The 13,439-nt window shown below is 70.3% G+C and carries 12 protein-coding genes; 8 read left to right on the top strand and 4 right to left on the bottom strand.

The annotated features are described in order from the left end of the window. Nucleotides 1-61: 61 nt before the first annotated feature. Entirely contained in the window at nucleotides 62-1,657 is a 1,596-nt protein-coding gene (gene mptB / locus CLV43_RS46020; protein WP_106196888.1) for a polyprenol phosphomannose-dependent alpha 1,6 mannosyltransferase MptB, read from the bottom strand. A gap of 95 nt (nucleotides 1,658-1,752) precedes the next feature. On the opposite strand from mptB, the gene CLV43_RS46025 reads away from it, so the two are divergent. From CLV43_RS46025 to CLV43_RS46060, 8 genes are read left to right on the top strand one after another with little or no spacing between them, the layout of a single operon-like run. Beyond that, complete coding sequence (locus CLV43_RS46025; protein WP_106196889.1) at nucleotides 1,753-2,481, top strand: helix-turn-helix transcriptional regulator; 729 nt, start codon at nucleotides 1,753-1,755, stop codon at nucleotides 2,479-2,481. After that, nucleotides 2,478-3,935: a Fe-S cluster assembly protein SufB gene (sufB, locus tag CLV43_RS46030; RefSeq protein WP_106196890.1), complete on the top strand. Its 1,458-nt coding sequence runs from the start codon at nucleotides 2,478-2,480 to the stop codon at nucleotides 3,933-3,935. The genes CLV43_RS46025 and sufB overlap by 4 nt, the downstream gene beginning before the upstream one ends. Nucleotide 3,936: 1 nt before the next feature. Continuing rightward, a complete protein-coding gene (gene sufD / locus CLV43_RS46035; protein WP_106196891.1) occupies nucleotides 3,937-5,115 on the top strand; it encodes a Fe-S cluster assembly protein SufD in 1,179 nt (392 codons plus the stop codon). Nucleotides 5,116-5,149: 34 nt separating this feature from the next. Then, nucleotides 5,150-5,458: a non-heme iron oxygenase ferredoxin subunit gene (locus CLV43_RS46040; protein ID WP_106196892.1), complete on the top strand. Its 309-nt coding sequence runs from the start codon at nucleotides 5,150-5,152 to the stop codon at nucleotides 5,456-5,458. A gap of 26 nt (nucleotides 5,459-5,484) precedes the next feature. Further along, a complete protein-coding gene (gene sufC / locus CLV43_RS46045) occupies nucleotides 5,485-6,255 on the top strand; it encodes a Fe-S cluster assembly ATPase SufC (RefSeq protein ID WP_106196893.1) in 771 nt (256 codons plus the stop codon). Nucleotides 6,256-6,301: 46 nt separating this feature from the next. Beyond that, nucleotides 6,302-7,597 (top strand): cysteine desulfurase, encoded by a 1,296-nt coding sequence (locus CLV43_RS46050; protein ID WP_106196894.1) that lies wholly within the window; start codon nucleotides 6,302-6,304, stop codon nucleotides 7,595-7,597. A gap of 2 nt (nucleotides 7,598-7,599) precedes the next feature. Beyond that, nucleotides 7,600-8,043 (top strand): Fe-S cluster assembly sulfur transfer protein SufU, encoded by a 444-nt coding sequence (gene sufU / locus CLV43_RS46055; RefSeq protein ID WP_106196895.1) that lies wholly within the window; start codon nucleotides 7,600-7,602, stop codon nucleotides 8,041-8,043. Continuing rightward, entirely contained in the window at nucleotides 8,040-8,435 is a 396-nt protein-coding gene (locus tag CLV43_RS46060; protein ID WP_106196896.1) for a metal-sulfur cluster assembly factor, read from the top strand. The genes sufU and CLV43_RS46060 overlap by 4 nt, the downstream gene beginning before the upstream one ends. Before the next feature lie 438 nt (nucleotides 8,436-8,873). Here CLV43_RS46060 and CLV43_RS46065 read toward each other — a convergent pair whose 3' ends face one another. From CLV43_RS46065 to CLV43_RS46075, 3 genes are all read right to left on the bottom strand, one after another. Next, the gene (locus tag CLV43_RS46065) at nucleotides 8,874-10,007 is read right to left on the bottom strand and encodes a carboxylate-amine ligase (protein ID WP_106196897.1); all 1,134 of its coding nucleotides are present in this window, start codon (nucleotides 10,005-10,007) and stop codon (nucleotides 8,874-8,876) included. 183 nt (nucleotides 10,008-10,190) lie between these two features. Further along, complete coding sequence (locus tag CLV43_RS46070) at nucleotides 10,191-11,906, bottom strand: GGDEF domain-containing protein (protein WP_106196898.1); 1,716 nt, start codon at nucleotides 11,904-11,906, stop codon at nucleotides 10,191-10,193. 81 nt (nucleotides 11,907-11,987) lie between these two features. Beyond that, nucleotides 11,988-13,100, bottom strand: coding sequence for a lycopene cyclase family protein (locus CLV43_RS46075; protein WP_211304888.1), 1,113 nt, complete (start codon nucleotides 13,098-13,100; stop codon nucleotides 11,988-11,990). Nucleotides 13,101-13,439 lie beyond the last annotated feature (339 nt).

The following is a 13,439-nucleotide window of genomic DNA, read 5'->3' on the forward strand; positions in this document are numbered from 1 at the left end:
GCGATCACGCCAGCACACGTTAGTCGTCGGCCGGGGTGCGGGGGTTACCCCGGCGAGGGCTTCAGTCGGTGCTGGGCAAGGGATCGCGGCGCATCAGCGGGTAGAGCTGCTTGCGGGCGACGAGCACGCACAGCACGAACGTGATGGCCGCCCCGGTGACCGCCTGCGGCACGACGTAGGCGCGGCCGTCGAACGCGGACCCGGTGGGCGGCAGGATGATCGCGATGAACGCGCTGGTGGTCATGGCGAAGCCGCGGAAGCGCTTGGCGACGACCGCGGTGGCCAGCGGGAGCGCCGCCCACAGCACGTACCAGGGCTGGAGCACCGGCCCGAGCACCAGCACGGCGCCCAGGCCCGCGCCGAGCCCGTTGACCGCCTTGATCCGGCCGCGGAAGCTCTTCCACAGCAGCGTGCCCACGATCAGCACGGACACGACCTGCCCGAGGATCCGCGCCAGCGCGATGGTGGACTCGGTGTGGTTGCCCAGCGACAGGGTGATGCCCAGCCCGCCGGACAGGTAGCCCAGCGCGGTCGGCGGCGACATCCAGCTCTTCACCGTGCTGGCCACGTTGAGCGTGGAGATCCAGCCGAACCCGTACCCGGTGCCCAGGCAGGTCAGCACGGTCACCAGCCCGGCGACGGCGGTCATGAACGCCGCGGCGCGCAGCAGGTCGGCGAACCGGCCGCCGAGGCGCCGGGCGACCATCACCCCGAGGAAGCCGAGCGCGAGCATCGCGGGGATCTTCACCATCGCGCCCATCACGATCATGGTCGCGCCCAGCGCCACCCACAGCACCTCCTCGCGGGTGACCGGCGGCGGCGCGGCGCCCCTGGCCACCACCGGCAGCTTGCGCAGCGCCAGCTCGAGGCCGACCAGCATCAGGCCGATGGCCAGGCCGTCGTTGTGCACGCCGATGACGATGTGGAACAGCACGAGCGGGTTGAGCGCGCCGAGCCACAGCGCGCCGACCGGCGGCACGCCGAACCGGCGGGCGAGCCGGGGGAGCGCCCACACGATCATCCCGAGCCCGACGAGGGCGAGCAGCCGGTGCAGGAACACCCCCGGCAGCACGTGGTCGCCGGTCAGCATCGCGATCACCCGGCCCACGGCGAGGAACAAAGGGCCGTACGGGGCGGGTGTTTCGCGCCAGATGTTCGGCACGTTCATCGTCAGCGGGTGGTCCACGCCGAGCGCCGTGGCGGGCCCGAACTCGTAGGGGTCCTGCCCCCTCGCGGCGATCTCGCTCTGGGCGAGGTAGCTGTAGACGTCCCGGCTGAACATCGGCAGCACGAAGACCAGCGGCATCGTCCACATGAGCAGCGTGCGGTCGAGCTGGCTGCGGGTGGCCAGCCGGATGCGGCCGGGCCGCACGAACCGGCCGAGCCACAGCCACGCGGAGACCACCATGAACACGCCTGTCCAGGCGATTCCCATCGCGACGCTGGGCATCCGCACGAACAGGCCGAGGACCGGGGTGCCCGGCAGCGGGCTGAAGACGGGGGCCGCGCCGGAGCCCAGCGAGCCGACCGCGAGCAGCAGCGCGCCGACCGTTCCCCACCTGCGGATGACGTCCAGCTGGCGGCGTTCGGGCGCGTCCAGCGAGCCGGGTTCGCCCGCCGTCACGCCGTCACTGGTGTCCACTCCGCCTGCCGTCACGACGCGAGGGTAGCGAGCGCGCGGGGCGGGTGAGCCGGGTCACCCGGTGGGGGCGCGGCTTTGCGGGCGCCGGCTAAATAAGCAACACTGGTGTTGTGAAATACGCCGGGACCGGTTCGCAGGCCTTCGCGGGCTCTGTCGAAGCACCCGTCGGGCCCCCTGGGCACGACGGGCGGACCCGGCGCGCAGTCGCCAGGCTGCTGCTGGAGCGGGGCCCGGTCACCGCGGCGGCCGTCGCCGAGGTGCTGGGACTCAGTCCCACCGCTGTGCGCAGGCACATCGACGCGCTGGTCGCCGATGGCGAGGCGACCACCAGGGAGGCTCCCCGGAGCGGCCAACGAGGCCGCGGACGTCCGGCGAAGCTCTTCCTGCTGACCGAGACGGGGCGTTCCCGGTTCGGGCACGCCTACGACGACCTCGCCGTCGCCGCGTTGCGGTTCCTCGCCGAACAGGGCGGGGAAGAGGCGGTACGGGCCTTCGCGCAACGCCGGATGGCCGCCATGGTCGACCAGCACCGCGCCGCGATCACGGCCCTGCCCGACCCGGTCGACAGGGCCACGGCCCTGGCGAGCGCGTTGAGCAGGGAGGGTTACGCTGCCTCGACGCGCGACGTGGGCGCGGGAGCGCAGCTGTGCCAGCACCACTGCCCGGTCGCCCACGTGGCGGCCGAGTTCCCGCAGCTGTGCGAGACCGAGACGGAGACCTTCGCCGAGCTCCTCGGTTCCCACGTCCAGCGGCTGGCGACGATCGCACGCGGCGACGCCGTGTGCACCACGCACATCCCGAACACCGTTAAGACCCCAGATGGAGGGGAGCCCGCATGACTGCCGCTGCCGAGCAGCGCACGCCCACCACGGTGCAGTCTGAGCCGCTCAGCCAGGAGGAGACCCTGGCGAGTATCGGCAACTACGAGTTCGGCTGGTCCGACTCCGACGCCGCCGGTACGAGCGCACGCCGAGGCCTGGACGAGGATGTCGTCAGGGACATCTCGGCGAAGAAGAGCGAGCCCGAGTGGATGCTGGAGCACCGCCTCAAGGGGCTGCGGCTGTTCGAGAAGAAGCCGATGCCGACGTGGGGTTCCGACCTCTCCGGCATCAACTTCGACTCGATCAAGTACTTCGTGCGTTCGACCGAGAAGCAGGCCACCTCGTGGGAGGACCTGCCCGAGGACATCAAGAACACCTACGACCGGCTGGGCATCCCCGAGGCGGAGAAGCAGCGCCTCGTGGCCGGTGTCGCCGCGCAGTACGAGTCCGAGGTGGTCTACCACCAGATCCGCGAGGACCTGGAAGCGCAGGGCGTCATCTTCAAGGACACCGACACCGCGCTCAAGGAGCACCCGGAGCTGTTCCAGGAGTACTTCGGCTCCGTCATCCCCTCGGGTGACAACAAGTTCTCGGCGCTGAACTCCGCGGTGTGGTCGGGCGGCTCGTTCATCTACGTCCCCAAGGGCGTCAAGGTGGACATCCCGCTGCAGGCCTACTTCCGGATCAACACCGAGAACATGGGCCAGTTCGAGCGCACGCTGATCATCGTCGACGAGGGTGCCTACGTGCACTACGTCGAGGGCTGCACGGCGCCGATCTACTCCTCGGACTCGCTGCACTCGGCCGTGGTCGAGATCATCGTGAAGAAGGGCGGCCGCTGCCGCTACACGACGATCCAGAACTGGTCGAACAACGTCTACAACCTGGTCACCAAGCGCGCCAAGGCCGAAGAGGGCGCGACCATGGAGTGGATCGACGGCAACATCGGCTCCAAGGTGACCATGAAGTACCCGGCGGTCTTCCTCATGGGCGAGCACGCCCACGGCGAGGTCCTCTCGATCGCGTTCGCGGGCGAGGGCCAGCACCAGGACGCGGGCGCCAAGATGGTCCACATGGCACCGCACACCTCCTCGACGATCGTGTCGAAGTCGGTGGCGCGCGGTGGTGGGCGCACGTCCTACCGCGGCCTGGTGCAGATCAACAAGCGGGCGCACCACTCGAAGTCCACGGTGAAGTGCGACGCGCTGCTGGTGGACAACATCAGCCGCTCGGACACCTACCCCTACGTCGACGTCCGCGAGGACGACGTGCAGATGGGCCACGAGGCCACGGTCTCGAAGGTGTCCGCCGAGCAGCTGTTCTACCTGATGTCGCGCGGCCTCACCGAGGACGAGGCCATGGCGATGATCGTGCGCGGGTTCGTCGAGCCCATCGCGCGCGAGCTGCCCATGGAGTACGCGCTCGAGCTGAACCGCCTGATCGAACTGCAGATGGAAGGGGCCGTCGGCTGACATGGCCGTTTCAACCGAGGCCCAGCACGGCCTGACGGACCACACGCACGGCGTCGGGGGCACCCCGGTGTCGTCGCGTGCGGACCACTTCGCCTCGTTCGACGTCGACGCCTTCGAGGTGCCCGGCGGCCGCGAGGAGATCTGGCGCTTCACCCCCATGAAGCGGCTGAAGAACCTGCACAACGGCGCCCCCGCGACGGGGTCGGCCACCGTCGAGGTCAAGGCGGCGGCGGGCATCACCGTCGAGACCGTCCGGCGCGGCGACGCGCGGCTCGGTGTCGCGGGCACCCCCAGCGACCGGATCGCCGCGCAGGCGTGGTCGTCGTTCACCGACGGCACGCTGCTGACGGTGGGCAAGAACGAGGAGGTCACCGAGCCGACGCTGGTCACCGTGACCGGCGCCGGCGAGGGCGAGGTCGCCTACGGGCACCTGCAGATCCGCTCGGAGCTGTTCTCCAAGGCCGTCGTGGTGGTCGACCACCGAGGTTCCGGCGCGTACGCGGACAACGTCGAGTTCGTGGTCGGCGACGGCGCGCACCTCACCGTCATCTCGGTCCAGGACTGGGCCGACGACGCGGTGCACGTCTCCTCCCACCACGCCTCGCTCGGCCGCGACGCGACCTTCCGGCACACGGTCATCACGCTGGGCGGCGACGTCGTCCGGCTCACCCCGACGGTGACCTACACGGGCAAGGGCGGCGACGCGGAGCTCAACGGGCTCTACTTCGCCGACCACGGCCAGCACCTGGAACACCGCACGTTCATCGACCACAAGGTGTCGAACTGCCGCAGCAACGTCGTCTACAAGGGCGCGTTGCAGGGCGAGGGCGCGCACACCGTGTGGATCGGCGACGTGCTGATCCGGGCGGCGGCCGAGGGCACCGAGACCTACGAGCTGAACCGGAACCTGGTGCTCACCGACGGCGCCCGCGCCGACTCGGTGCCGAACCTGGAGATCGAGACCGGCGAGATCGTCAGCGCCGGGCACGCCAGCGCCACCGGCCGGTTCGACGACGAGCAGCTGTTCTACCTGCAGGCCAGGGGAATCCCGGAGGACCAGGCCCGCCGCCTGGTCGTGCGCGGCTTCTTCCACGAGATCCTGCTGAAGATCACGGTCCCCGAGGTGCGCGAGCGCCTCGAGGCCGCGATCGAGGCCGAGTTGGAAGCAGTAGGCGCGTGACGTGCCGACGTGCTCGTCCCGGCGGGGGCGCACGATGATCAAGGTGTGCGCCTTCGCCGAGCTGGACGACCGCAAGCCGTTCGCGGCCGACGTCGACGGGAACCCCGTCGTCGTCGTCCGCGACGGCGAGCGGGTGCACGCACTGCAGGACCAGTGCTCGCACGCCGCGGTGTCGTTGAGCGAGGGCGAGGTGACGAAGCAGGGGATCGAGTGCTGGCTGCACGGTTCCCGCTTCGACCTCACCACCGGTGAGCCGTCCTCGCCGCCCGCCTCCGAGCCCGTCGACGTCTACGCCGTCGAAGTACGCGATGGCGACGTGTACGTCGCCGTCCCCCAGGACTGACCGCAGTTACAGGAGAACACAGAGCCATGGCCACGCTTGAGATCAAGGACCTGCACGTCACGGTCCTCACCGACGAAGCCCCCAAGGAGATCCTGAAGGGCGTCGACCTGACCATCAAGGCGGGCGAGACGCACGCCATCATGGGGCCCAACGGCTCCGGCAAGTCCACGCTGTCCTACGCCGTCGCGGGCCACCCGAAGTACACGGTGACCTCCGGTTCGGTGACGCTGGACGGCGAGAACGTGCTCGACATGAGCGTCGACGAGCGCGCCCGCGCGGGTCTCTTCCTCGCGATGCAGTACCCGGTCGAGGTGCCCGGCGTCTCGATGTCGAACTTCCTGCGCACCGCCGCCACCGCCGTCCGCGGCGAGGCCCCGAACCTGCGCCACTGGGTCAAGGAGGTCAAGGGCGCGATGTCCGAACTGGACATCGACCCGGCCTTCGCCGAGCGCAGCGTCAACGAGGGCTTCTCCGGCGGCGAGAAGAAGCGCCACGAGATCCTCCAGCTGGGCCTGCTCCAGCCGAAGATCGCGATCCTGGACGAGACCGACTCCGGTCTGGACGTCGACGCGCTGCGCGTCGTGTCCGAGGGCGTCAACCGCTACAAGGCCTCCGGTGAGGTCGGCGTCATGCTGATCACGCACTACACCCGGATCCTCAAGTACATCTCGCCCGACTTCGTGCACGTGTTCGCGAACGGCCGGATCGTCGAGTCCGGCGGCCCCGAGCTCGCCGACGTCCTCGAGAACGAGGGTTACGTGAAGTACACCGGCAGCGCGGAAGCAGCGAAGGTCTGAGTTTGTTGCAGTGGTCGAACCCGTACTGAGAGGAGGCGTCGGACCAGTGACCACCACAGCCACTCCGCTGGACGTCGTCGCATTGCGCGAGGACTTCCCGATCCTGGCGCGCACGGTCCGCGAGGGCAAAAAGCTGGTGTACCTCGACTCCGGCGCCACCTCGCAGCGGCCCACGCAGGTGCTCGACGCGGAACGGCGTTTCCTGGAGACGTCGAACGCCGCCGTGCACCGCGGCGCGCACCAGCTCGCCGAAGAGGCGACGGACGCGTACGAGAGCGCGCGGGCGCGGATCGCCGAGTTCGTCGGCGCCTCGCTCGACGAGCTCGTGTTCACCAAGAACGCCACCGAGGGCATCAACCTCGTCGCTTACGCCATGGGCAACGCGGCGACCTCCGGCCCGGAGGCCCAGCGGTTCCTGCTCGGCCCCGGCGACGAGATCCTGATCACCGAGATGGAGCACCACGCGAACCTGGTGCCGTGGCAGCAGCTCTGCCTGCGCACCGGCGCGACGCTCCGCTGGATCGACGTGACCGCCGAGGGCAGGCTCGACCTGTCGAACCTCGACGAGCTGGTGACGCCCCGGACCAAGGTCGTGGCGTTCACCCACCAGTCGAACGTGCTCGGCACGATCAACCCCGTGGCCGAACTGGTGGCCGCGGCCCGCAAGGTCGGCGCGCTGACCGTGCTGGACGCCTGCCAGTCGGTGCCGCACTCGAAGGTGGACTTCCGGGCGCTGGGCGTCGACTTCGCGGCGTTCAGCGGCCACAAGATGCTGGCCCCGTCCGGGATCGGCGTGCTCTACGGCAGGCGTGAACTGCTGGAGGCGCTGCCGCCGTTCCTCACCGGCGGATCGATGATCGAGATGGTCCACATGGACCGGTCGACGTTCGCGCCGCCACCGCAGCGGTTCGAGGCGGGCGTTCCCATGACGTCGCAGGCGATCGGGCTCGGCGCGGCCGTGGACTACCTGACCGCCGTCGGCATGGACCGGGTCGCCGCGCACGAGCACCTGCTGACCGAGGCCGCGCTGGCGGGCCTCGGCGAGATCCCCGGCGTGCGGATCATCGGACCGAGGTCCACAGTGGACCGCGGTGGCGCGGTGTCGTTCGGCGTCGAGGGCGTGCACGCCCACGACGCCGGACAGGTGCTGGACAGCCTCGGCATCGCCGTCCGAGTCGGCCACCACTGCGCGTGGCCGCTGCACCGCAAGCTCGGCGTGCAGGCCAGCATCCGGGCTTCCTTCTACCTCTACAACGACCTCGACGAGGTGGCCGCGCTCCTGGACGGCGTCCGCGAAGCGCAGCGGTTCTTCGGTGTAGGCCCGGTTCCTGGGCAGGGATGACGATGCAGCTGCAGCAGATGTACCAGGAGATCATCCTGGACCACTACAAGAACCCGCACGGTCGCGGTCTGCGCGACCCGTACGACGCCGAGTCCCACCAGGTCAACCCGACCTGCGGTGACGAGGTCACGCTGCGGGTCAAGCTCGACGGCGAGACTGTCCAGGACGTCTCCTACGACGGCCAGGGCTGCTCCATCAGCCAGGCCTCCACGTCGGTGCTGACCGACCTGGTGATCGGCAGGTCCGTCGGCGAGGCGTTCAAGAAGTTCGACGCCTTCGTGGAGCTCATGCAGAGCCGCGGCCAACTGGAACCCGACGAGGACGTCCTGGAGGACGGCATCGCCTTCGCGGGCGTTTCGAAGTACCCGGCGCGCGTCAAGTGCGCGCTGCTCGGGTGGATGGCATTCAAGGACGCGGTCGCCCGCAGCGAAGGAGCAAAGGCATGAGCGAGCAGGACACCGAGGTCGTGCGCGGCGTCGAAGGGCTGCCCGTGCCACCCGCACCCAAAGCCGACGTCGCCGCCATCGACGACATCGAGGAAGCCATGCGCGACGTGGTGGACCCCGAGCTGGGCATCAACGTGGTCGACCTCGGCCTCGTGTACGACCTCCGCGTCGAGGACGGCAACGTCGCGATCATCGACATGACGCTGACGTCCGCGGCGTGCCCGCTGACGGACGTGATCGAGGACCAGACGCGTCAGGCGTTGACCGGTGGGCCCGGTGGGGGGTTGGTGGACGACTTCCGGATCAACTGGGTGTGGATGCCGCCGTGGGGGCCGGAGAAGATCACGGATGATGGGCGGGAGCAGCTTCGGGCGTTGGGGTTCACGGTGTAGGTGTTGTTTGGTGTTGGGTGCTTTGGGCCCGCTTGGCTTCGGCTGGGCGGGTCTTTTGCGTTGGTGGGTGGGGTGTGGGGGAAGCCCGGCCCCCGGCGCGCGATTGTCTCAATGCTTGATCTTGCTTGTCAAGACGATAGGGCTGTCTTGACAAGCAAGATCAAGCAGGAGGGCGCTGTGGATCGGGGGCAGAGGGGGAGTCTGGCTTCGCCAGCATCGAGCTGCGCTCGACAGGGCATCCTCGGCTTCGCCGTCGGACAAGGCATCCTTGGCTTCGCCGTTGGACGGGGCATCCGCGCTTCGCGGCGGACAGAACATCCTTGCTGCGCTGCGGACAAGGCCCCAGGCGCTTCGCGCCGGATGCGCGCTGGCGGGCTGCGCCCGGCGGGGTGGGGTTGGTGCTTGCTGTGCGTTGGACAGGCAAGCGGCCTTGCCGTCCTATTTCGAAGCGGTCTGGCGTATCAGCAGGTCTACTACGTCGCTCAGTTCGCCCCGCTGTCGGAATGCTCGTCGCTGTCGTTCTGCCCCTGAGCCGTCCAGCAGCATTCGGTCGACGGCTGCTGTTGCCAGGTCGAAGTCGCCGGAAGCTTCCAGGGCGGGGCGGGCCCAGGTGAGTAGGGCGTGGAGTTGTGTGGAGGCTTGGACCAGCTCGCCGGTTGCGAGGTTCACGTTCGTGCCTTCGATGCCGTCGCGGGCGGCGCGCCAGAGGGCTGCTCGGAGCAGGTGGGGGGCGACGTCGAGGGCGGGGACGCGGGAGCTGAGGGCCATGACTGCGATCGCGCGGGTCAAGGCGGCGATGAGGACTGCCTCGTCCACGGTGGCCGCGACGTCGCAGACGCGCAGTTCGACGGTCGGGTGGTTGGCCGAAAGCCTGATGTCCCAGTAGATCGTGGCCGCGTCCATGGCCGCGCCGCTGCTTTGCAGGAGCTGGGTGTTCGCGTGGTACTCCTCGGCCGAGGCGAATCGTGGTGGGGCGCCTGCGGATGGCCATGGTGACCACGTCAGGTAGCGCCAGCTGGCGTAGCCGGTGTCCCGGCCGGAGGCGAACGGGGAGTTGGCGCTCAGTGCGAGCAGCACCGGCAGCCACGGTCGGAGGTGGTTGCTGATGTGGACGCCCGCGTCCTCGTCCGGGATCCCCACGTGCACGTGGCAGCCGCAGATGGTCAGGTCGTGGATCAGGCGTCCGTACTCGACCGCCATGCGTCGGTAGCGGGGGTCGTCGGTCAGCGGAGCGGGGTGCACCTCGCCGAGCACCGCCGTGCCCGTCGCGACCAAGCGGGTGCCGTGTTCGGCGGCCATGGCGCCCAGGGCGCCCCGTGCGGCGACGAGCTCGGAGCGCACCTCGGCCATGGAGCGGCAGACGGGGGTGGCGATCTCGACCTGGAAGTCGGTCAGCTCGGCCTGGAGGTCGAAGCGGCCGTCCGACTTGGTCGCCAGCACCTCCGGCGCGAGCGGGGCGACCTCGCGGGTGGTGGCGTCGACCAGCAGGAACTCCTCCTCGACACCCACGGAGAGGGACTGGTCGAAGATGGTCCGCGGTCGGGGCAACTGGCTGGTGTCGGCCTTGCTCACGGGATACGTCCAATGCTGTGGGTAGTCCTCACAATGCTATGAGTGACCAAGCCACAGGCACATGCGGCGTATTGGCGAACTCTACGCGCGGATGGCGTCAGTTTCGGACATCCCCAGGCCGGCGGCCGGTTCCGAGCGCTCGTTGACGCCTGTCCCAGCGCGCTGTCGGTCGTGATCCGCTGGTCACGCCGCAGGTCGGGGGGACCCGCTCTCACCAACCGGTGTGCCGCGCAGCAGGTCGACCCGGTCGTTGCCCGGCCGACCGAGCACCCAGCTGGTGCCCCGCAACGACTTCGCCCGCGCCTTCAACGGCGCCAGCAGCCGCGACACCTCGCGGTAGGACGGCACCGACCCGGCGGCGCACACCAGCGTCGCCAGCGACAGCGTGACGGCCAGGCCCTCGGCTTCGAACTCGGTGTCCAGCACCCGCGAGGCCAGCGGCACGATCTCGTCCAGGCCCGCCACGACCAGGAAGTCGTCCCCGCCGACGTGCCCCACCTGCGCGGTCGGCCACGGGACCGCCGCCTCGGACAGCGTCCGTCCGATCCCGCGGATCAGCTCGTCACCCGCGGCGAAGCCGACCCCGTCGTTGACCCGCTTGAACCCGTCCACGTCCAGCCAGCCGACGGCGAAGATCTCACCCGCCATGATCCGCCGGTCGACCTCCCGCGCGATCGCGTCGCTGCCGGGCAGCCTGGTCAGCGGGTTCAGCGCGGCGGCCTGCTCCACCTTCAGCTCGGCGATGCCCCGCACGACGTCCGCGACCCGCACGACCCCGAGGCAGCGGTCGTCGGCGTCGACGACGACCAGGTCGTCGTTGGTGCGCTCGCGGTCGGTGTTGGCGACGATGTCCAGCAGCTCCACGGCGCTGGTGCCGGTGCCGATCAGGTGCGGCCGGTCGGCCAGCCTGGCCGCGTCGCGGCGGGCGTGCAGCGCGTGGCCGTAGGGGCCGGTCACGGCGAGGAGGAACCGGTTGCGGTCCACCGACCAGCGCGGACGGCCGTCGGGGTCGACCAGCACGACACCGCTGAGGCTCGGGTGGCCAGCCAGCAGCTCGCGCACCCGCTCGGACGTCGCGTCCTCCGGCAACGTGGTCGCGGGGTGCAGGAAGTCGGTCACCCGAGGTCCGGTGGCGCGCCGGATCGGGCCGGTGCGGGTCACCGCCTCCGGGTCGTTGGCCTCGCTGAGCACGGCCGCGATGGTGGCGTCGACCCTCGGTCTTCGCGACGCCGCCGCCAGCAGGTTGCCCTGCGCCAACCACACCCCGAGCCTGCGCAACGACGCCAGCTCGGCCTCGGTCTCCACGCCCTCGGCGACCAGCTGCGCCCCGGTGTGCTCGGCGATGTGCAGCAACCCCTGGACCACCGCGCACTGACCGGGGTCGTCCGGCAGCGCCGCCACGACCTCGCGGTCCAGCTTCAGCAGGTCCGGCCGCGCCCCGGCGAGCAGGCTCAACGGCACGTCGCCCTCACCCACCCCGTCCAGTGCGATCCGGAACCCGTTCCCGCGCAACAGCTCCAGCCCGCGCAGCAGCGCGCCCCGCCGCGCGCGGGAGTAGGGGATGCCGACCTCGACGACCACGCTCGACGGCGACCGGCCCGCGTCGCGCAGGGCACCGAACAGCGGGGCGAGGAACTCCGGCCGGTCGGCCAGCGTCATCGCCATCAGGTTGAGGTGCAGCGGCAGCGCGAGCTCGTGGTCGGCGGCGGACCCGACCGCACGGCAGGCGAGCGCCACGTCGGTGTTCGTCAGGTACCCCGCGCCGTGGGCCGCGCGCAGCAGGTCCTGCACGCCGCCGTCATGAGGCCGGGCCAGGGCTTCGACCGCGACGACACCCCCGGTGTGGAGGTTGAACAGCGGCTGGAAGGCGAATCGGACGTCATCCAGCAACGCGGGCACCCGTCGATCGTGCCTGGTCGATCATGGTTTGCCGAGGTCGTTCACCAGGTGTTCACGACCTCTTCGGGTGCGGTCGCCCCCTCAGCGGTCCTGGGGAGCCAGCACCATCGTCCGGCGCAACCGCCACGGGGCACCGCGGAACAGCTCGGCCATCGCCTTCGTCGCCCCCGCGACGTCCTCCCGGTCCGACAGGTAGGCGCGCCGCAGCTCCTCGGGGAGCCCGAAGAACAGGTCGAAGAACTCCGGCACGTGCTCGGGCGGCATCGCCAGCAGCACGCGCAGCCCGTGGCGGCGCATCGTGTGCACGACCTTCGCTGCGGGCGACCAGACGACCTGCCGCGCCGCGGCCCGCGCGGCACGGGGACCGCGGGGCAGCGCGTCGGCGATCGCGGCGGCGACCAGGGGAGCGAGCGTCAACGTCGTGGCGACGCTGTACCCGGTGGCCGGGTGCACCAGCGCGGCCGCCGCGCCGAACGCGAGCTTCGCCGGGCGGTTGAGGTCCACCGGGAAGCGGACCTGCTCCTCCACGTCGGACAGGTCGACGCCGTGCTGGGCCAGCCGCGCGGCCAGCCGGGTGCGCAGCTCGGCTACCGGGAGGCCGGGGCGACGGGCCAGCGACGTCTCCTCCAGCAGCACGCGGTCGCCGTCCAGGGGGACGGCGTAGAGGAAGGTGGGCCAGTCGACGCCGGTGGTCGGTGGCTGCCGCCAGTCCATGATCAGCGCCTCGCCCTCGGCGACCAAGGCCTTCGCGTCCGTGGCGGCGACGACCACCCCGGCGGCGGTCTGCTCCACCCTGCCCCGGCTCGGCGGGGCACCGGTGGCATCGACCACCAGCGCCGCGGTCAGCGTTCGGCCGTCGGCCAGCAGCACGGTCGTCCCCCTGGGACCGACAACGGTGCGCACGCCCTTGCCGGTCTCCACCAGGACGTCGGGGTGCGGCACCTGGAGCCGCGCGTTGTCGATGACGGCGTACGCGCGATCCAGCACGTGGGCCTCGACGCCAATGGCGCGGGTAACCGGGGCGACAGCGGCCACCGGGGTGCCCGACGGCAATTCATCGGCCCACGCCCCGTAGGTCGCGGTCCACGGCCGTTCCGGACGCGGGTCGACCAGCGTCGTCTCCAGTCCCGAAGTCGCACAGGCACCCGCCAGCGCCCGGCCCGCGGGTCCACCACCCAGCACGATCACGTCCACACTCCGACGTTATCCCTCCCCGTGCGCGCTCCGCCGCGCCCGATCGGGGGTGATCGCGCACGTCAACGGGCCGTCGACCCGAAAGGGGACCCCCGATTTGGAGCCCGAACCACACCGGTGTAAGTTTCTCCCTGCCAGCGCGGAACGGGCCGGAAACGGAACGGAGCGGGGCAAAACCCCAGAACTACATGAACACCAGCACCCCTTGCTGGGCCGGTGAAGTCGGTGGTTATCTCCACTGCAAGCCGATTTGACAAGGGAAATGCGGTTCGGATAGCGTCTGGAACATAGAAAACTGAATGCGAAGCGAGTTTCTGCTGAGCGAAACGGCCCGAACCG

This window comes from Umezawaea tangerina, assembly GCF_003002815.1.
Lineage (GTDB): Bacteria > Actinomycetota > Actinomycetes > Mycobacteriales > Pseudonocardiaceae > Umezawaea > Umezawaea tangerina.